The organism is Glutamicibacter sp. 0426 (assembly GCF_001906485.1).
In the GTDB taxonomy this organism is placed as follows: Bacteria; Actinomycetota; Actinomycetes; order Actinomycetales; family Micrococcaceae; genus Glutamicibacter; species Glutamicibacter nicotianae.
This window is the reverse complement of record NZ_MPBI01000001.1, coordinates 1,153,063-1,173,104: the sequence shown is the minus strand read 5'-3', so window position 1 is coordinate 1,173,104 and position 20,042 is coordinate 1,153,063. Positions and strand designations below refer to the sequence as shown.

At 51.3% G+C, this 20,042-nt stretch carries 14 protein-coding genes; 11 read left to right on the top strand and 3 right to left on the bottom strand.

The window, feature by feature from the left end; translation table 11 throughout:
• Nucleotides 1-261: 261 nt before the first annotated feature.
• On the bottom strand, nt 262-1,554 hold the full coding sequence (locus BKX98_RS05525) for a glycosyltransferase (RefSeq protein WP_143181030.1): 1,293 nt from the start codon (nt 1,552-1,554) through the stop codon (nt 262-264).
• 493 nt (nt 1,555-2,047) lie between these two features.
• On the opposite strand from BKX98_RS05525, the gene BKX98_RS05520 reads away from it, so the two are divergent.
• The 7 genes from BKX98_RS05520 (at nt 2,048) to metG (ending at nt 12,128) form a co-directional block, all read left to right on the top strand.
• On the top strand, nt 2,048-3,838 hold the full coding sequence (locus tag BKX98_RS05520) for a glycosyltransferase (RefSeq protein ID WP_233125280.1): 1,791 nt from the start codon (nt 2,048-2,050) through the stop codon (nt 3,836-3,838).
• A gap of 50 nt (nt 3,839-3,888) precedes the next feature.
• Nucleotides 3,889-5,046 (top strand): glycosyltransferase family 4 protein, encoded by a 1,158-nt coding sequence (locus BKX98_RS05515; protein ID WP_073706403.1) that lies wholly within the window; start codon nt 3,889-3,891, stop codon nt 5,044-5,046.
• A 21-nt stretch (nt 5,047-5,067) separates the two neighbouring features.
• Nucleotides 5,068-6,813 carry a glycosyltransferase family 4 protein gene (locus tag BKX98_RS05510; RefSeq protein ID WP_083586631.1) on the top strand — a complete coding sequence of 582 codons (1,746 nt, stop codon included), beginning with the start codon at nt 5,068-5,070 and terminating at the stop codon, nt 6,811-6,813.
• A 132-nt stretch (nt 6,814-6,945) separates the two neighbouring features.
• Nucleotides 6,946-8,178, top strand: coding sequence for a UDP-N-acetyl-D-mannosamine dehydrogenase (gene wecC, locus BKX98_RS05505; RefSeq protein ID WP_073706402.1), 1,233 nt, complete (start codon nt 6,946-6,948; stop codon nt 8,176-8,178).
• A 26-nt stretch (nt 8,179-8,204) separates the two neighbouring features.
• Entirely contained in the window at nt 8,205-9,389 is a 1,185-nt protein-coding gene (wecB, locus tag BKX98_RS05500; protein WP_073706401.1) for a non-hydrolyzing UDP-N-acetylglucosamine 2-epimerase, read from the top strand.
• A gap of 123 nt (nt 9,390-9,512) precedes the next feature.
• Complete coding sequence (locus tag BKX98_RS05495; protein WP_073706400.1) at nt 9,513-10,520, top strand: NYN domain-containing protein; 1,008 nt, start codon at nt 9,513-9,515, stop codon at nt 10,518-10,520.
• Between the two features lie 57 nt (nt 10,521-10,577).
• A complete protein-coding gene (gene metG / locus BKX98_RS05490) occupies nt 10,578-12,128 on the top strand; it encodes a methionine--tRNA ligase (RefSeq protein ID WP_073706399.1) in 1,551 nt (516 codons plus the stop codon).
• Between the two features lie 75 nt (nt 12,129-12,203).
• Here metG and BKX98_RS05485 read toward each other — a convergent pair whose 3' ends face one another.
• Together BKX98_RS05485 and BKX98_RS05480 are read right to left on the bottom strand one after the other, a co-directional pair.
• Complete coding sequence (locus BKX98_RS05485; RefSeq protein ID WP_073706398.1) at nt 12,204-12,896, bottom strand: response regulator transcription factor; 693 nt, start codon at nt 12,894-12,896, stop codon at nt 12,204-12,206.
• A gap of 7 nt (nt 12,897-12,903) precedes the next feature.
• A complete protein-coding gene (locus tag BKX98_RS05480; RefSeq protein WP_083586630.1) occupies nt 12,904-14,139 on the bottom strand; it encodes a sensor histidine kinase in 1,236 nt (411 codons plus the stop codon).
• A gap of 184 nt (nt 14,140-14,323) precedes the next feature.
• On the opposite strand from BKX98_RS05480, the gene BKX98_RS05475 reads away from it, so the two are divergent.
• The 4 genes from BKX98_RS05475 (at nt 14,324) to BKX98_RS16760 (ending at nt 20,013) form a co-directional block, all read left to right on the top strand.
• Entirely contained in the window at nt 14,324-15,382 is a 1,059-nt protein-coding gene (locus tag BKX98_RS05475; RefSeq protein WP_073706397.1) for a 3-isopropylmalate dehydrogenase, read from the top strand.
• Nucleotides 15,383-15,496: 114 nt separating this feature from the next.
• Nucleotides 15,497-16,591 carry a branched-chain amino acid aminotransferase gene (locus tag BKX98_RS05470; RefSeq protein WP_073706396.1) on the top strand — a complete coding sequence of 365 codons (1,095 nt, stop codon included), beginning with the start codon at nt 15,497-15,499 and terminating at the stop codon, nt 16,589-16,591.
• A 73-nt stretch (nt 16,592-16,664) separates the two neighbouring features.
• Nucleotides 16,665-17,684: a UDP-glucose 4-epimerase GalE gene (galE, locus tag BKX98_RS05465; RefSeq protein ID WP_073706395.1), complete on the top strand. Its 1,020-nt coding sequence runs from the start codon at nt 16,665-16,667 to the stop codon at nt 17,682-17,684.
• 169 nt (nt 17,685-17,853) lie between these two features.
• Nucleotides 17,854-20,013, top strand: coding sequence for a hypothetical protein (locus BKX98_RS16760; RefSeq protein ID WP_143181027.1), 2,160 nt, complete (start codon nt 17,854-17,856; stop codon nt 20,011-20,013).
• Nucleotides 20,014-20,042 lie beyond the last annotated feature (29 nt).

Sequence of the window (20,042 nt, the reverse complement as noted above, 5' to 3'; positions counted from 1 at the left end):
CCGTCCCGGTTTTGGGATGAGTGGGTTAGAGAGAATCAGTTAGCTATCGCATAGCTGCTGGACTGCTTAAAGGGACCCAACCAACCCTTTTCGACCGATCAAACGCGTAAACGAGCAGGTCAACGAATATTGGTTTTACTCAATCACTACCCGTGGCACGAAACAGGTCTGAGGTTTTGGCTGACCGTTTTTGAAATGCGAGAGCCATACCATAAGTTTAGGCTACCAGTCGACTCGAGATTATTCTCAACCGCTAAGGCATCATATCGATGGTGTACTTTCGATAGACAGGCTTGTGACAACTATTTTTGTATCATGTTTACGCCACTTCACGATGTTGGCCACCGCTAGGTAGACACCTTCGGGAAGAGTGAAATTTACTACGGTACGGTTGAGCCCTGGCTTGCTCGACATGTATCGGAACCAGCCAATCTTTGAATTACCAGATCTAGAAATAGGCTGATTTTTAAAGTGCTCGTCAAGTGACGTCGGGTCGATTCGAAGTCCTGCATGATTCACGAAAATGAAACTAATAAGAGAATTCCTTATCTCCGACTTCATATCACAAGTTGTTGCGGCTGTAATTCTCACAGAACCTCCGACAGGTTTGGGTTTGAGTCGCAAGCCTGGCCCTTCCAATTCAAGGGGCTTGGTGATCATTTCCTCGCGCGTTGATTCCGGAGTTGACGCATTTGTTATCTGATTCACTAATACTGGAAAAGCACGATAGACCTCTTCCATGTCATTGATGGCGGGATGTCGGTCCATGTGGCGCTTTAAAGAACTAATCAGCGAATTTTCGTCAACTTCTACGAGGCCGAGGGCCGTATCTTGCGCAGCGTGTCGCGTCCAGAGATATCCGATTTTTCTGGAATCCATGATTATTGGGTATGAGCGGTCTGCAATATTGTGTCCTGCGATGGGTAGCTGCGACATGTTTCCGGTCGCATCGAAGCGATGAACGCTTGTATAACCGATATTGAGCATCGGATGGTAGGTACGTCGAGCGTTGAAGAATGTTCCATCTTTGTAAATCGCTGAAATTCCTATGCCATGTGATATCTGCATCCCAATGAATTCGTTCTTAATGTAGGGTGTGTTCTGCTCGAAATAATCAGCGGGAAGGATGTCGTCATCATCCAAACGAAAGATCCCGAATGGCTGTAAAGGATCATTGGAAGTTTGTAATTTATCCTTGGCAATACTTTCTAAGGAGATGTGCGGTTTGCCGAGTTCTTGCTTCTCTAGAATAAGAAAAGGATATTTCGCGGCTGCGGAGATAAGCTGATTTTCATATTTTTCGGGCAAGAATTCCGAGTAGGATACCAAGAGAGCGACATCATGACCTTTTGAAGCCAACTCTAATTGCGGTAATGAATATTTCGTGAAGATGGTTATACGTGGTTCGAGGCGCGTATCTGAGAATAAATAGGCTTTGTACTCCGCTCGAGTCTTGAAACGTGAACCGTTTGTGGCCTTCCAAGCGCCAGAGACTGGGGAAAACACGCTGAATTTAGTCTTGCCAATGAAAATCATATTTCCGCCCGTGCTCAATTCCTGCTTCTGTTCTAAAGTGATGTAAGGAGTGTCCTCACGTGAACTAGTCTATAGGAGTGGAAATTCGATTCAAATCTGAAAATATCATCCGTGTACTGTAATGGGGAAAGGATCGATGAACGGTATACCTCACGTAATTCCTCCACTTCTATTGCTGAGCGAGATACTGATTTATTTACTCAGTGTTCATCTGTTGGTTCAGAATACTGGTTGGTGCCTTGGCGTGACTTGGGTGATCTCGACCATTGTGATCGGCGTAGAGATTTCACGGCGGACCTTTGGGATTGCTTTCGCGCGTCAATGCTCGTGCTAGCGATTGATACAATGGCCTCGGTATCATAACCTTTTTGAGAAGTCGTGAGATTAAAGATTGAACTTTGCACCAAGTGACGTCAGGAAAGCACTTTGGCACTTTCGAAAGGGTGGTCTCAAGCAGCTCCGTGAGTGGATTCGGCGATCGGATGGCGCTCATGCAGGATACTCATCTTCGTTGTTCGACTCGGATGTAGAAAAGCTTCTCTCTTTAAAGCTTCCGACTCAATCGTTGGGCCATGCCCGCGATCTTGAAGACAACCTTAATGTTGCCGTCATACTTGATGATTTCAGTATGAAGTCGTGGAGCCCTGAGTGGAACGTAACACCAATCGGCGTAAAGTCTTGGTCCTCGCAACTCGAAGAAGCTAACTTTGACCTGCTATTTGTCGAGTCTGCTTGGGCTGGCAATGGAGGGGACTGGAGCTATCATTTAACGGGCACCTCTGCGCCGCGGCCGGCGTTCATCGAAATGGTTAATGCCTTCAAAGCGAAGGGCGTTCCGGCAGTATTTTGGAACAAAGAAGATCCTCCTCACTTTGAAGATTTCCTGGATTCCGCGAAACTCTTTGACTTCGTGTTCACATCAGATTCACGAATGATCGAACGGTACAAGCAAGAACTAGGACATGACCGGATCGCATCCCTGAGCTTCGGTGCACAACCGCAATTCCATAACCCGGTGCGTCCCATCAACCAAGGACGACGAGATGTCGCTTTCGCAGGCATGTACTTTGCACACAAGTTCCCCGAACGCAGAGAACAGATGGAAATTGTGCTCGGCGGTGCCGCAGATATCAGCAGCAAACTGCCTAACGGCCTGGATATCTTCTCTCGACAGCACGGTGGGGATGAAAAGTATCAATTCCCTGAACCTTACGCATCGCACGTAGTTGGCTCTCTGCCCTATGACCGGATGCTCACCGCAAATAAGTACTACAACGTGTTCTTGAATGTTAACTCAGTTGTTGATTCACCAAGTATGTGTGCACGGCGAATCTTTGAGATTACCGCGGCTGGAACACCCGTGGTTTCTGCACCCAGTAAAGCCATCAAAAACTTTTTTGATGGCTCTGAAGTAATGGAGGTGCACACCCGGGAGGAAGCATCACACGCAATTCGTAGCCTGGTTCGCAGCCCCCAACTTCGGGACCGCATGGCGCACCTGGGTCAGAGGCGCATTTGGTCCGAGCATACTTATGCACATCGTGCGCGCCAGATCGAGAAATTCATCGGTTTGTCGCAACGAGAAAACTCTCCTTCTGCCATGACAACCCGTCCGACGGTCAGTGTGATCGTCCCAACCATCCGTCCTCAGCAGATTGAGCACATTCTGTCGACTGTTGGTTCTCAACGTGCTGTTGATGTTGAGTTGATTCTTGCGACACATGGTTTTGAGATTGACCCCGAGGACCTTGCGACACTCGCAACCCGGTATGGTGTGAATGACTTCAAGGTGTTGGCCTTGGGCAAGGAACTAACACTAGGTGATTGCCTGAATAAAGCGGTTGAGGCTGCAACGCGTGACTTCATCACGAAAATGGATGACGATGATCTTTACGGCGAAAACTACCTAGCCGACCAAGTGGCGGCACTTCGTTATAGTGGGGCAACTATCGTGGGCAAACAAGCCCACTACATGTACCTGGCTGACTCCAATGCAACCTTGTTGAGATTTGCTGAGCGTGAGCATCGATTCACAAATATGGTTATGGGCCCCACAATGCTCGGATACGCGGAGACCTTCAAGTCTACCCCGTTTGAATCTCGCAGTAGGGGAGAAGATACGCAGTTCTTAAAAGACGTTCTTGCCAACGGGGGAAGCATTTATTCTAGTGACCGTTTCAACTTCACCCAGATGCGTGGAAACGATGGCGAAGCGCACACTTGGAACGTTAGCGACGCGGAACTTACTGCAACTGGTAGTATTCAATGGTTTGGTAGAAATGACGAGCACATTTTCTTCTAAACAAAGTTGGATAGTGCATACGTCTTGGAGGTGAGAATATTTTGAAAATAATGCTGTTAACGCATTCTTTCTCACCGGAAGTCTCTCCTCCTCAACGTCGATGGTCAATTTTTGTCGACGAATTAGCGTCACAGGGCAATGAAGTCAACGTTGTGGCGCCACAGCCACGAGGCTACGTATCACCTAGCCGGCCAGAACTGACGGAAAACCCATTGATTAGCATCAGTCGGTATCCTTCGAGACCCCGTGCTCGAACGATGTTGGGAAAAGTTCTCAAGCATACTATCGACGCTTTGCGCAGCATCCCGGTGTCGTTGTCTGGTCCGAAACCTGATGTCATCATTGCCACCGTACCTGCATTGCCAACATTGGCCATTGGATATCTGACTAGTCGGCTGCGAAGAGTGCCGTTGGTTGTAGACTTGCGTGACGCTTGGCCGGACCTGTTGCAAGAGTCGCAAGTGATCAAGTGGCCGTGGGCCGAGCCAATAGTTTCTAAGTGTTTGTCGTTCTTAGTGACTCGTAGTGACCTTTTAGTGACTGTCACTAAAGGTCTGGCAGCTAAAATGCGGATCAAAGGCGTTAAAAACGTCGCCACGGTACCTAATGGTGTAGAAGTGGACCGCCCGGATATGGTCGTTCCTCGGCTCGCTAGGGGCGAGAAGCTTCGCGTTCTCTATCTAGGAAATCTTGGGCGGAGCCAAGGACTCGACCTGCTTGTGCGTGTAGCTGCGGATATGCGCGAACAAATCTCCTTGAGAATTGTCGGTAACGGAACCGAAAAACAAGCATTAGTTGACCTCGCCGCTGAACTTGCCGTTGATATTGAATTTGTTGACCCTGTCTACGGTTCTTCAGTTCTTGAAAATTATGCTTGGGCCGATACCTGCGTTGTTTCGTTACGTCCAGACTGGCCAAGTTTTGAACATACCGTTCCTTCTAAGCTCTATGAGTTGCTGTACCTTGACCAGCACATTACTGGCCTAGTCCGTGGTGAAGCTGCCGGCATTATTAGGTCATCTCACGCTGGAAGTGTTGTCTCACAATCGCAGGCCGAACTTACCAATCACTTCAAAGCACTAATCGAGGATCCTTCGCTCCTCGTTACCCATGGTGAAGGGTCGAGTTGGGTTCGAGAGCATGCTTCTCTTCGACAGTCTGGCCGTAAATACGCCCAACTCTTAGCGGACATTATTGCTAACCCATAGCGAACTTGAGAGGTACTAACCTTGGATCGTCAGTTCATTGCCAATGTGGCCAATACATGCCGGCTTGTTGCATCAAATCTTTACGACGACCCGAGCTACTTCGCGTTGCAAGTTGCCCGAAAGTTTAAGACTGCTCCGGGCATGACGGCACTGCGCTCAACTTTGGGTGCAAAGCAATCGCCAGCACTGCTGAAGGCCTTAGGCGCAATGATTTCTGATGATGATGATCGTCTCCGTGATGTCAGCCAATCTTGGGTAGAAAATGAACGGCATGGTTTTGGAACTGTTTTCCTAGCTAATATGTGTACTGCCTCCGGGCAATGGGACCTAGCGAACCAACTACTACTGCTAGCAGATCAGTCGCGCAGGAAAGTACGCGCCCAGGCCCGCTTAGCCTGGTCATTGGGCAAGATGAGTCAAGCTATCAAAATCCTGAGTGAGCTTGGGCCAAGCCGTCAGCGACGTCATTACGAGTCAGAGTTTGCGGTCTACTCTGGCGCCGAACCGACTATTAAGCAGTCTGCTGCGTGCCGATACTCAGTTGAGAATCCTCAGTCGGTTCTCTTTTTAGCAACAAACTCGTTGCCACATACTGGCAGTGGTTATGCGCAACGAACACACTCTGTGCTTAGCGCAGTACATGAGCTGGGGTGGGATGTCTTCGCAGCAACACGAGTTCAGTACCCACTAAATATTGGCAAACTTAAGGCGCCGGTCAAGGACTTAATCGGCACTATTACTTATGAACGATTGCTTCCACGCTCTGCCCGCCATGAAATGTTGGGTAAAGTTCAGCAACAAGCAGATGAACTTTTGAAAAAAGTTTTGCGAGAACGACCAGCTGTTTTACACACGACGACCGATTTCAGCAACGCCCTCGCCGTCCAAGCCGTCGCCAAAGCAGTGGGCATCCCATGGGTCTATGAAGTTCGCGGCCAGTTAGCTGACACCTGGCTTTCAACACGACCAGCTACGTCGGCAACTTCAGAAAAATATCGATTATTCATGCAGCGTGAATCGGCGGTTGCTCAAGCGGCTGATCATGTTCTTACGCTGGGCCAAGAGATGAAAGATAATCTCGTGAAGGCCGGAGTTGAAGCCAATAAGATCACCATCGTGCCAAACGCTGTGGGGGAGAAGTTCCTTGAGCCACCGGTGGACCGTAATGCAGCACGCCAGGAACTAGAGCTGGATCAAGAAGCTTTTCACGTAGGAACGGTGAGTAGCCTCGTTCCATATGAGGGACTGTCCGTGGTGGTAGAGGCTGTTGCTTTATTGGCCAGCGAATTCACCAACTTACGTCTATTGATAGTGGGAGATGGCACTGACCGCGAGAACCTCGTAAAACTTGCTCAGAAGCTAGGTATATCAGATCGCTGCGAGTTCCCAGGTCGAGTACCGCGAGACCAAGCCAACCTGTATCACTCAGCTCTGAATGTTTTTGTCGTTCCTAGAATCGATTCCTCTGTGACAAGGTCTGTTACACCGCTCAAGCCTGTTGAAGCGATGGCCTCAAACGTGCCCGTATTGGCCTCGGATCTTCCGGCGTTGCACGAACTTGTCAAGGACGGTGAGAACGGTCACTTAGTTACAGCGGGTGACGTTCAAGCCTGGGCGACTGCAATCCGAGAGCGGATCCTTGATCCTGGCGGAACTGAGCGCATGGGCAAGTCAGGGCGGGAATTCGTACTTGCTAATAGAACTTGGGAACAAAATGCGCGTAGCATTGTCGAAGTTTACGAGCGAGTAATAAGTAAAGCTCCGTGACAATGAAGCTGTCGTTGATCTCAGCGATGGGATATGGTTTATAGGGCTAATCTTGCACTACCTGTGCTATAGGATCAGTTTGCAGGCCCTTTCGTAGGGAAAATCGCTCGTACCAGAAGGAAAGTCACTTTAGTGAACAACATTAAAGAAGTCGCCGTTATCGGTTTGGGTTACATCGGATTGCCAACTGCCGCAATTCTTGCCTCGAAGGGCATCACCGTAAAAGGCGTAGATGTAACTCCTCGAACTGTAGAGGCGGTCAATAAGGGCGAGGTGCCGTTCGTAGAACCGGCGTTGGGTGAATTCGTATCCGCTGCTGTGGCTGCCGGTACCTTGTCTGCAAGCTTTGATACCCCAGAAGCTGAAGCTTACATTGTTGCCGTGCCAACACCGTTCAATGATGACTACACCGCCGACCTGTCATACATCGAGGCTGCAGCCGACGGCATCGCTCCGAAGCTGAAGGGCGGCGAACTGGTCATTCTTGAATCGACCTCGCCTCCAGGTGCAACCCAGCACCTCTTCGACTACCTTTTGGCTAAGCGCCCTGATCTCAACAAGGACAGCCTGCTTGTAGCACACTGCCCGGAACGCGTGCTTCCTGGCTACGTCATGGAAGAACTGGTCACCAATGACCGCATTGTGGGCGGAATTACCCCGGAAGCAGCCGACAAGGCCAAGGCTCTTTACGAGACTTTCTGCCAGGCAGCGATCCTCACCACCGACGCGATGACTGCCGAAATGGCAAAGCTGGTGGAGAACTCGTACCGGGACGTCAATATCGCCTTCGCTAATGAACTGTCGGTGATCTCCGACAAGCTGGGTATTGACGTTTGGGAACTAATCTCCCTTGCAAACCGCCACCCACGTGTCAACATTCTTCAGCCCGGTCCAGGCGTTGGCGGTCACTGCATCGCTGTTGATCCATGGTTCATCGTTTCGGCTGCTCCTGAAGAATCCAAGCTGATTCGCATGGCTCGCAATACCAACGATGCGAAGCCAAACTGGGTCATTGACAAGGTTGTCGAAGCTACCAAGGCCCCATCCTTCAACGGCAAGGTTGCGGTTCTCGGCCTGGCGTTCAAGGCCAACATTGATGACATGCGTGAATCGCCATCGATTGCTATCGCTCGCAAGCTGGCCGAAGCCAACCCAACGGTCGAGTTCCTCGCTGTAGAGCCTCACGTTGAGGCATTGCCTAAGAATCTTGCGGGCATCGACAACCTCAACCTCGTGAGCACTGAAGAAGCACTAGAATCGGCAAGCGTCATTACTTTGCTAGTCGACCATGATCAGTTCAAGTCCGTTCCAGCAACCGCGCTGGCAGGTAAGGAAGTTATCGACACCCGCGGTCTCTGGCGCTAATTTTCAAGCTGACAAGGTAGATATCTATGAAGAAGATCATGCCGATCTATGGTACTCGTCCTGAGGCCATCAAGGTTGCGCCAATCGTCAAGGCTTTGAAAGAAGCCGACGAATTTGAATGCGTTGTTGTCGTCACCGGACAGCACCGTGAAATGCTTGATCAGGTAAATGAGCTCTTTGGCATTACGCCGGACTATGACTTGGATGTCATCCAGCCCCGCCAGACCCTGAACGGCCTGCTCACTAAGACCATTGCCGGTCTTGATGAGATTTTCGAGAAAGAGAAGCCTGATGCTGTGGTGGTCCAGGGTGATACCACTACTTCGACCGCTGGTGCGATCGCGGCTTTCTACCGCGGTATCCCAGTTGTTCACGCTGAGGCTGGGCTTCGGAGCTACGATATCTTCTCTCCATTCCCGGAGGAAGCTAATCGCAAGCTGACCAGCCAGATCGCCAGCCTGCATTTGGCTCCAACTTTGTTGAGCAAGCGCAACCTTGAGCGTGAAACATTCAAGGGCAGCGACATTGTCATCACCGGCAACTCCGTCATTGATGCATTGCTGACGGTTGTCGAGAAGAAGGTTCCTTTCTCGGATCCGAAGTTGGAGGAATTGGTTTCCTCTGGCAAGCGCATCGTTCTGGTTACGACTCATCGTCGTGAAAACCAGGGCGAACCGATGCGCGGCATCGGTCGTGCACTGGCCAAGCTTTCCAACGCTGAACCGGATGTCGAATTCATCTTGCCGCTGCATCGCAATCCTGCGGTTCGCGAAGCATTGCTTCCGGAAATCGATGGACTGGCGAATGTCACTTTGACCGAGCCTTTGGCTTACGGTGAATTCACTCGCATCATTGATGCCTCGACCGTCGTCTTGACCGACTCCGGCGGCGTTCAGGAAGAAGCTCCAAGCCTTGGCAAGCCAGTACTTGTCATGCGCCTGAACACCGAGCGACCTGAAGCAGTGGCCGCGGGTACTGTACGTCTAATCGGTACCGACGAGAAGCGTATCTTCGACTCGGTATCTGAGCTGTTGCACGATGAGGCCGCGTACAACGAGATGGCTAATGCTGTAAATCCTTACGGTGATGGCAAGGCATCCGAACGTACTGTCGCTGCCATTGCAGAATTGCTTGGCGTAGGTTCCCGTATCGAGGAATTCGATTCTAAGCTCTCTGATCCAGATGACATGATGCGCGCAACCAGCATCTAGTTCGGTTGAAAAGGCCAGTTCAACATCTGTTGAACTGGCCTTTTCTGGGTTTGATAGGGAAAGATCCATGCGGTGCGGACCTAACCAATATGGTTTGCCTAGTTTAATCAGTACGATCGAAACATGATGAATCAAACTGCAATATTTATTGATGCCGGTTTTCTACTGTCACTAGGCGGCCATCGTGCCGCCGGAACTACCCTACGTTCAGCCTTCACAACTCATTACGAGGCTTTAATACGCGGGATTGTGCAAACGGTCAAGAAGAATACGGGTCTGAATAACCTTCGCGTCTATTGGTATGACGCCTCGAAGGACGGCCTATTTACCGAACAGCATAAGCGTATTGGCTTGATACCAGGCGTTAAAGTCCGCCTAGGACGTATCTCCTATAATGGCGAGCAAAAAGGTGTGGACTTGAGACTGGCACTGGACTTAGTTGGTGTTGCTCGGAATGGTTCTGCTTCCATCGCATATCTGGTTTCCGGGGATGATGACCTCGCCGAAGCAGTTGAGGAAGCGCAGGACTTAGGGATGAAAGTCGTGCTACTTGGCGTAGCGAAATCCGATAGCCGACTTGGCGTAGCTTCCGTCGCTGAACACTTGGCGTTAACCGCTGACTACATCGAAACCGTTCCTAATCAATTATTGGATAGCGCATTCACTAAGGTTCTCGAGTGGGACAAAAATCATTCTGAAAAAACCTCTCTGATTGCTAGTGCATCGACAGAAACAGAACCAAAGCCAGTTGCAAAGCCGGTAGTTCCCACACCTGCAGTCATGGCTCAGAAGCTTGTTGCTAAGTCAAAAATGGAACGGGACACCGAACCAGAGGTGGTCTACTCCAGTGGTGGAGATAGCTCTGGCTATCAGGGCTCTGCAGCTTACGAGCAAAAAGAATTGAAAGTTGCAGAAGAGATCGGAGCGAAAGTTGCTGAATCTTGGCTGGCCTTTACTACGCAGCACGACGTAGTAGAACTGATTGCAGACAAGCCTCAGTTGCCACCCGAAATTGACCGGACATTGCTCAAGGACTGCGCCCAGGTGCTTGGTGAATGGAAAACCGATCAGCAGACCATTCGACGCACATTGCGAGGCGCCTTCTGGGGGTACCTGGACAGGATCATGTGACGAGTCAGCCCTATCCGGAAATCCGCTTTCAGACGCAAGCTAAGGTAAATTTATATCGTGACTTCTCAGCAAAAACCTTTTTACATCACCACGGCTATTTCGTACCCAAACGGTACCCCGCACATTGGGCACGCCTATGAGGTAGTGGCAACCGACGTCATGGCTCGATTCAAGCGGCTCGACGGTTTTGATGTCTTCTTCATGACCGGCACCGACGAGCATGGCCAGAAGATGATGCAGACCGCAGAGAATCTTGGCATCACGCCGGCTCAACTGGCGCAGCGAAACTCGGATGCTTTCCAGGCCATGAACGATGAGCTGGGAACGAGCTACGATCGCTTCATCCGTACTACTGATGCGGACCATCATGCGGCTGCACAGGAACTGTGGCGCCGTATGGAAGCCAACGATGACATTTACCTAGATAAGTACGCCGGTTGGTACTCTGTACGCGATGAAGCTTTCTACACCGAGGAACAGACGGAAGTTCGTGAAGATGGCATCCGCTATGCCATCGAAACTGACACAGAGGTTACCTGGACAGAAGAAGAGTCATACTTCTTCCGACTGTCCAAGTACCAGGACAAGTTGCTGGACTACTACCAAAACAACCCTGAATTCGGCGCGCCGCGTTCCCGCTTCAATGAAGTAGTACGTTTCGTCGAAGGCGGTCTGACCGACCTTTCCATTTCCCGTACAACCTTTGACTGGGGCATCCCAGTACCGGGCCATGAGAAGCATGTCATGTACGTGTGGGTCGACGCACTCACCAACTACCTGACTGGAGTTGGATTCCCAGACGTCGATTCCGCTTCCTTCCGCAAATACTGGCCGGCAGATGTCCACGTCATCGGCAAGGACATCTCGCGATTCCATGCGATTTACTGGCCTGCATTCTTGATGTCTGCCAAATTGCCGTTGCCGAAGCGCGTCATGATCCACGGGTTCCTGCACAACAATGGCGTGAAGATGTCCAAGTCCTTGGGCAACACCGTGTCTCCAGACGATTTTGTGAACCGTTACGGTCTGGATCAGGTACGCTACTTCTTCCTGCGTGAAGTCCCTTTTGGCGCCGACGGAAGTTACAACCATGAGACCATCGTTGCCCGTATAAATGGTGACTTGGCAAATAACTTCGGCAACCTTGCGCAACGTTCACTGTCCATGGTTACGAAGAACTGCGGGGGAGTTGTCCCGACGCCCGGGGAATTGCTGGAAGCCGATCAGCAAATATTGGACGCTGCCGGCAAACTGCTGGAAATCAACCGCGACGCGTACTCCCGTCAGGAGTTCAGCAAGGCGCTTGAAGCCGTCTGGCACGTTCTGGGCGACACCAACGCCTACTTCGCTGAGCAAGAGCCCTGGAAGCTGAAGAAGACTGATCCAGAGCGTATGGCGACGGTTTTGTACGTGACCATCGAGATTGTCCGCAAGGTCGCTTTGCTGCTTCAGCCAGTCTTGCCCCAGGCAATGACTTCGATGCTCAACGCGTTGGCAGTTGGAGAAGGTTCTGCGCGAACCTTCGAGTCCTTCGACAGCGCTTTGGTTCCTGGAACTGAACTGCCGGCTCCATCGCCAGTGTTCCCACGCTACGAAGAAGAGAAGTAAGAAGTACCAGAATGAACATTGAGGTATTCTGCCCAAATTGAAATTTGGGCAGAATACCTCAATTTTTGCAGTCAATCAGGGAGTGACGACGCCCGTCTGGTACGCGATGACAACTGCCTGAACCCGGTCTCGAGCTTCCAATTTTGCCAAGATGTGGCCTACGTGAGTTTTGACTGTCGCTTCAGACAGGAATAACTTGTCGGCAATCTCAGGGTTGGAAAAGCCTTCTGCAATCAATCCGAAAACTTCCCGTTCGCGAGGCGTCAGCGATTCTACAGCGGCAACAAGGTGAGCATTGTGCTGTGATGAATTCTTCTTGAGCATTGGCGCCATGTGGTCCAACAACCGCCGAGTGGTCGACGGGGCTATTACGGCATCGCCTCGATTGACGGTGCGCACGGATTCCAAGAGTTCTTCTGGGGGAGCGTCTTTGAGAAGGAATCCGCTGGCGCCGGCTTGAATCGCGCTCAGCGCGTACTCATCCATGTCGAAGGTCGTCAGCACGATGATCTTTGGGCCATCCGCGGCCTTCTTATCCGGATCCAGCAGTCGCTCGGTAGCTTCGATTCCATCCATTTCCGGCATCCGCACGTCCATCAAGATGACGTCCGCCTGGGACATTAGTGGTGCAGCCAGCGCTTCGCGGCCATTGCCTGCCTCGACAATGACTTCCATATCGTCTTGGGAATTGATCAGCATTCTGAAACCACTGCGAACTAGCAGTTGATCATCGACCAAGGCAACCTTGATGGCTTCGGGTTTAGGCATTTGAAAATTAGTCCTCGGTGTATGGGATGTAGACATTAACAGCGAAACCGCCCCCAGCCCGGGGGAGCGCAGTACAGGTACCTTCATATAAGGCTACTCGTTCTTTCATCCCCTGCAGGCCTTGGCCTGTGCCTTCAAGGACGATGGACCCGGCACCTCGCCCGTCGTCGCTGACGGTCAGATTCAAGCCCCGGGAACTCCATTCAATATGGACTTTGGCCTGAGTGTCCGGGCCAGCATGCTTAATGACATTCGTGAGCGATTCTTGAATGCATCGATAAATAGTGAGCTCCGCGCCTGCAGGCAGTTCTTTCCGTGGGGTTCCCGAAGTTTCCAGCTGGACGTCGAGCCCGGACACGGCAACGCTTTCTACAAGTTCAGGTATGTTTGCCAGCGACGGAAGAGGGCGATTCTCCAGCTCCTCATCTTTTCGCAGAACGCCCAGGAGCCTGCGCATCTCTTTCAGTGATGCGCGGCCAGTATCCGAAACTGTCTTTAGAGTCTCGATGGCGATCTCCGGGTCTTTGGCCGCGGCATATCGTGCCCCGTTTGCCTGGGTGATGATGACGGAGAGTGAATGCGCGACGATGTCATGCATCTCCCGGGCAATGTGGTTTCGCTCATCTGATGCAGCCAGAGCACGCTCTATAAGTCGCTCCTTTTCTAGCCGCTCGGCATGTTCACGCAATGATTTCATTGCCAGTCGTCTCGTGCGGGCCAGATCACCGAAGGTCCAAGACAGGGTGACAACCAATGCAAGGCCCACGAAGGAAATCATCATGTCGAAAGTGAAGACCGGCGTTGGATCAGGTGAATTCCTTGACGCCCCGAACATACTGAACGTCGCCAGCAACGCGCCAATTAAACCAAGCCCCAGCGTACTGAAGGATTGCCAGCGTTTCCCATAGACAGCCATTGTGTAGACAAGGATCGGCACCGAGACCTGCGAGAACAGAATGAGCCCATCAAACGCAAGCTGCATAAGGTGGCCGGTGGCTACGACGAGGGTGACGGGCCATGGATATCGACGCCGCAACATCAGCGGTGCGGATTGAAGGATTGACAGCGTCAGCACGGCTACAAAGGATGCAGGAGTCGACATTGATGATGCCAAGCCGAGAGCTGCCGGCATGCAAATTAGCGTGTATAGCAGACCGGTGATGAAATCGACTCGTCCGGGATTCTCGCGGATCCAACCGTCGATACGACGGTGGGGATTGGCAAAGATCAAGTTTTCCTGCAATTCAACGTGTTAGTAACAGCCGATCCTGGTAGCGAAGCCATGGACCTTGTGTATCCAAGGTTATCGCTAGCGAAGGCTGCGCGACCTCATGCCCAGGGAGGAAATATGTCGTTTCAAATCGAAGTAATCTCATTATATGAGATGAACTCTCAAATAGCGGACGCTAGTCGATAGAATCTTTTCCATGGGAAATGTAATTGATATTGCGGTCATTCCGGGTGACGGTATTGGCCCAGAAGTTGTTGCTGAAGCCGTCAAGGTTCTGAAATTCGTCACTAACGGAGGCAAGACCGAGGTCAAGCTGACTGACTACAAGCTTGGTGCGGAGCATTGGTTGGAGACCGGGGAAACTCTGCCGGAAGAGACCTTGGAAGCTATCAAGAAGCATGATGCAATTCTCTTCGGTGCTGTTGGCGCAGCTCCCGGGGATACCCGAATTCCGTCCGGCATCATCGAGCGCGAGATGCTATTGAAACTCCGCTTCTCGCTGGACCATTTCGTGAACCTGCGTCCGGCGAAGCTGTATCCAGGAATTGAAAGCCCTCTGGCTAACCCGGGTGAAATCGACTTCGTAGTAGTTCGTGAAGGCACCGAAGGACCGTATGTCGGCAATGGTGGCTCGGTTCGCACGGGCACCGCGCATGAAATCGCCACCGAAGTATCCGTGAATACAGCCTATGGCGTAGAACGTGTTGTCCGGGACGCATTCCGCCGCGCAGCAGAGCGTGAACGCAAGCACGTAACGCTGGTCCATAAGCACAACGTGCTGGTGCATGCTGGACATCTGTGGAAGCGAACGGTCGAAATGGTTGCGCAGGAATTCCCAGAGGTTACCCATGACTACCTGCACGTGGATGCGGCAACCATTTTCTTGACTACGGACCCTTCGCGCTTCGACGTGATTGTCACGGATAACCTCTTCGGAGACATCCTCACGGACCAAGCCGGCGCCATCACCGGTGGGATCGGCTTGGCTGCCAGTGGCAACATCAACATGGACCGCACCTACCCTTCGATGTTTGAACCAGTTCATGGTTCTGCACCGGATATTGCGGGTCAGCAGAAGGCGGACCCAACTGCGGCAATCTTGTCGGTGGCACTGATGCTTGACCATCTCGGTTTGGTTGATGAAGCATGGACAGTTGAGCAAGCTGTTGAAAAAGAGATCACTTCACGTCAAGAATTGACCGATAATCGCACCACCAGTGAAATTGGCGATGCAATTGTCGCGTTACTGGCATAAGCTGAAAGTGACGTTTCTGGTTAGCCACTAACCAGTAGCAAATCCACGAACGGATGTTCCGCAGAGGCGTGGAGCATCCGTTCTTTGTTTATTGAACTAGGAAGTCCAGGGTAGATGGAATTCACCGAAAATCTCTCAACGAATCGCAAGAGTGAGCAGGAGCGAGCTGACGTCTTGGCAAATCCTGGGTTCGGAGACTTCTTCACTGATCACACCGCAGTTATCGACTGGTCGGCAGACGATAGCGGACGTAACGGTGAATGGCATGACGCTCGAATAGAGCCATATGGCCCAATCGCCATGGATCCAGCGGCTTCAGTACTGCATTATGGCCAGGAAATCTTCGAAGGACTCAAGGCTTACCGCCATGCAGACGGTTCAGTGTGGACATTCCGTCCGCGTGCCAATGCTGCCCGCTTGAACAAGTCCGCACAGCGCCTTGCGCTCCCGCAGCTGGATGAAGAAGTTTTCGTCGAGTCGCTACGCAAGCTGGTGGCGACTGATATCGATTGGGTTCCGGCCGGTGACGGGGAAGCTCTGTATCTGCGTCCTTTCATGATTGCTACCGAAGCATTCCTCGGGGTGCGCGCGGCCCGTGAGGTTTCCTACCGAGTCATCGCATCGCCTGCAGGCAATTACTTCGGCGGTGAACTCAAGCCGGTTGCCATCTGGGTCTCGAAGAACTATGCGCGTGCAGGCCGAGGCGGTACCGGTTCGGCCAAGTGCGGTGGCAACTATGCCGCTTCGCTCGTAGCCCAGCTCGAAGCCGAAGAAAACGGCTGCAAGCAGGTCCTGTTCCTTGACTCCTTCAATGACAATGCCGTCGAAGAACTTGGCGGCATGAATGTCTTCTTCGTCACCAAGGACAACAAGCTGGTGACTCCAGCATTGACGGGAACCATTCTTGAAGGCGTGACCCGTTCATCGGTCATCCAGCTCGCGAAGGACCGCGGCATGGAAGTCGAAGAGCGCAAGATCACCCTGGATGAATGGCGTGAGGGCATCGCCTCGGGCGACATTGCAGAGGTTTTCGCTTGCGGTACTGCAGCTGTCATCACACCAATCGGCGTGCTGAAGAACGGCGAAGAACTCATCGGAGACGAGAACGCTGCCGCCGGCGAAGTGACCATGTCCATCCGCGAAGAACTGCTGGGAATTCAGCTGGGCACCGTGGAAGACCGTCATGGTTGGCTGGAGCGTTTGGCATAGAAACTTCTTAAACGTCTACGATAGTCTCAGGGCTTAAGTCCTGAGACTATTGTTTTCCAATGTAAGGATCAGAATGCATGTTCTAGTCACCGGTGGCGCTGGGTACATTGGTTCCCATACTGTTCTCCTTCTCCTTGAAGAAGGACATACCGTTTCGGTGCTGGACAACTTTAGTAACTCGTCACCCGAGTCTCTGCTAAGAGTACAAAAGCTCACAGATCGTGCGGTGGAAGTTTACGAGGCGGACCTGCTTGATCGTGACGAACTGCATGGGATAGTAATGCGATCCCGGCCAGATGCGGTTATTCACTTTGCCGGTTTGAAGGCAGTTGGTGAATCGGTCTCTGAACCGTTGCTTTACTATCGGAATAACGTAGTTGGTACTCTGAACTTGCTCGATGCGATGTCGGCGGCTGGGTGTAAAAAGCTCGTATTCAGTTCATCCGCTACAGTCTACGGGGATTCTGTTGAACTGCCGTTACTCGAAACCACCGTGCGTAGTGCCACCAATCCTTATGGTCGTACAAAGCTTCATATTGAAGAGATGCTCGAAGAACTTGGTGCCTCGAATCCACAATGGTCGATTGCCAATCTGCGATACTTCAATCCGGTTGGTGCTCATGAATCTGGGCAGATCGGCGAGGATCCACAAGGTGTTCCAAATAATTTGATGCCTTTCGTTGCCCAAGTCGCTATTGGCAAACGAGAAAAAGTGAATATTTTCGGCGACGACTACGCAACTGCCGATGGAACTGGTGTCAGAGACTATATCCACGTTATGGATCTTGCGGCGGGGCACCTTGCAGCACTTAACTACTTGAGTACTCATAAAGGCGTCAATGCTTGGAATCTGGGTACTGGTCACGGCACGTCGGTTCTTGAAGTCATTCAGGCGTTCGCCAGAGTCTCCAAGCGAGATGTTCCTTATAAAGTTGTTGAGCGACGTCCAGGCGACGTCGCAGAGAGCTATGCACATCCTGAAAAAGCGATGCTGGATTTGGGGTGGAAAGCGGAGCGCGGACTTGAACAAATGGTTGAAGATATGTGGCGCTGGCAAGAGCAAAATCCGGACGGATATCGTCAAAACGTATAACAGCTAAGACTTGTAAAGCTTCCGCTGTCATAGCCGTAATAGTGCCGAATAATCGCGCGCATTGAGGAGTTTTCCTCTTTAGAATCTTGTTCCTGGCGCCGACAGATCACCTTGCCGGCGTCAAGGAACAGTTCGGCGTGGTGGCGGGTGCATCCGACGTAAGGTTCCAATGCCAGAAAAAGATTCCTCAGGGCCAGGCAATGTTCCAAGACGAGGATTCCTCGCGCTTGCACTGCTCGGGGGTGCATCTGCAAGTTTATCGATATTGAATGACCCACACTCTGAAGTTCCCACAGCAGAACCGCTTACTGCCCCGAAGGTTGAACTGACGAGACCTGTACCGAAAGACCAGCGGCTGATTGGCAGATTTGACCGAGGCCCGTCTACTGGCGGGTATTCACAACGGCAGGCAAAGGCATTCTCGACAGTTAGAATACTTGACGTCGTCGAGTTGGTGGGACTTGGGGAAACTGCACCTTGGTTGGCTGTAGCAATTGTCGGAACCAACAATGAACTTCAAATTGTTGATCCTTCGAAAGGCAAAATTCGCCACGTACTAAAAATACCGGATGAATACGGTACAGGTTTGGATTCCTTAGCTTGGGATCCCAAACACAGGAAACTATATTTATCGGTTGATTCGTCGGTTATCATGTGGGATTCTCAACGGCCTAGCAATGTCACACGGATTGCACGAGTTGAAAATGCGACAACACTTTATTCACTTGACATCGACGAATCCGGAAATGTGTTTGGCGGCACTTATCCTTCGGGCTCCGTCTTCAAGATTTCGACCAAGGATAACTCGGTCAGGATTTTCAAGCGCCTAGCTGATGACTCTGACTATGTTCGAAATATCGCAGTTGATGAACAGGGTAACGTTTGGGCGGGGACAGGTGCTAGCAATCCTCGCGTCTTTTTTCTCAACGTTGCTAGCGATAGCACGCCGCAACGAATTACCCTCCCTGAAAGCGTCCCCACTGGCTTCGTCAGTTCAATTCGGCTATTTGATTCCAAGGTAGTTGTCTCCGCTAGCAGCGTAGCTCCCCAAATGGTTTACGACCGGGAAGCCAAATCTTGGTTAGAGCCAATTCGAGGCATGTGGTCGCAACGTGTGATATCGCGGGTTAAAGATGGGCATTTCTTTGCAATAATCGACAACATCTTGTTTAGAATTTCCGCAAAGGACTTCGCGAAAGTAGAAATCTCGCGTATTTCTGCAGAAAAGCCCTACTGCATTTCAAACTTGGGCGAGCGAGTAATAGTTTATACCCAGCAGGATGAAGGCATATTACTGCAAATTTACAACGTCAGTACTGGGAACCAAGATAGTCAAAGGATAATCGAGCTAGACCCTAGCTCATTCAAAATTCAATCTATCGTGGCTCTGGGGGACGATACGTTATACCTTGGTGGATATAAAGCGCGAAGCATTTCATCCATCTCGCTTTCTACCGGTGATTCGTGGAACTCATCCTCGGTAGGAGGCCCGATCCAGCAGATCGAGGGAATGGTTGTCTACGGTACCAATCGTATCTATGTCGGCTCTTATCCAGGTGGAGATATTATCTCAATGGACGTCGACAAACGGAATCAAGAATCGGGCTATAAGATGCTGGCGCGGCTTGGTCGAAAGTATCACCAGTCCAGACCGTTCGGTTGGGCGACGAATGCAAAGAATGTATTCTTCGGGACAGTTCCGGATTACGGCCTCGCAGGGGGAGTCGTGGGCATGATCGACCCGGTCAAGGATGAGATCGTTTGGGTTCTTAACGCTAAATCGATGGGAATAGCTGAGGATCACTCCATAGTTGGTTTATGCGCAGATGATGAATATCTGTTTGGTACGACTTCCGTCAGAAACGGATACGGTATCCCAGACACAAAAGGTGATGGAACCGTATTCAAGCTCCATATTGCATCGAAAAAGGTTGTTTGGTCAGAAGCGCCTGTCAAGCATGCAGGTGCCCTGTACTCGCCAACTCTATTGGGTGGGTGGCTTTTAATCGCAGATCATCAGGGTATTAAGGTGATTAACAAGGAAACGGGTTCCTTGGTCGCAGGCCATGATCTGATAGAGGCCAATAATGCTGAATTTCGGGCTGGCTGGTCCAGCGCTAACCTGGCTGTACTAGGTGGGGGCGAAAAGATAGTCCATAGTGCGCACGGGAAATGCAGTTTTTTGAATTTACGTACTGGAACATATCACCAGATCGGTACTGGCAATGAGCAATTCGGGAATCGACTAGCCGTCACGCCTGGAGGGGCTGTCTACAATGCGCTAAACCAGACAGATCTTGTTCTGCTCGATTTAGTCCCCAAAGGATAGATTCTCCATTATGAAACGCGGCTATGAAA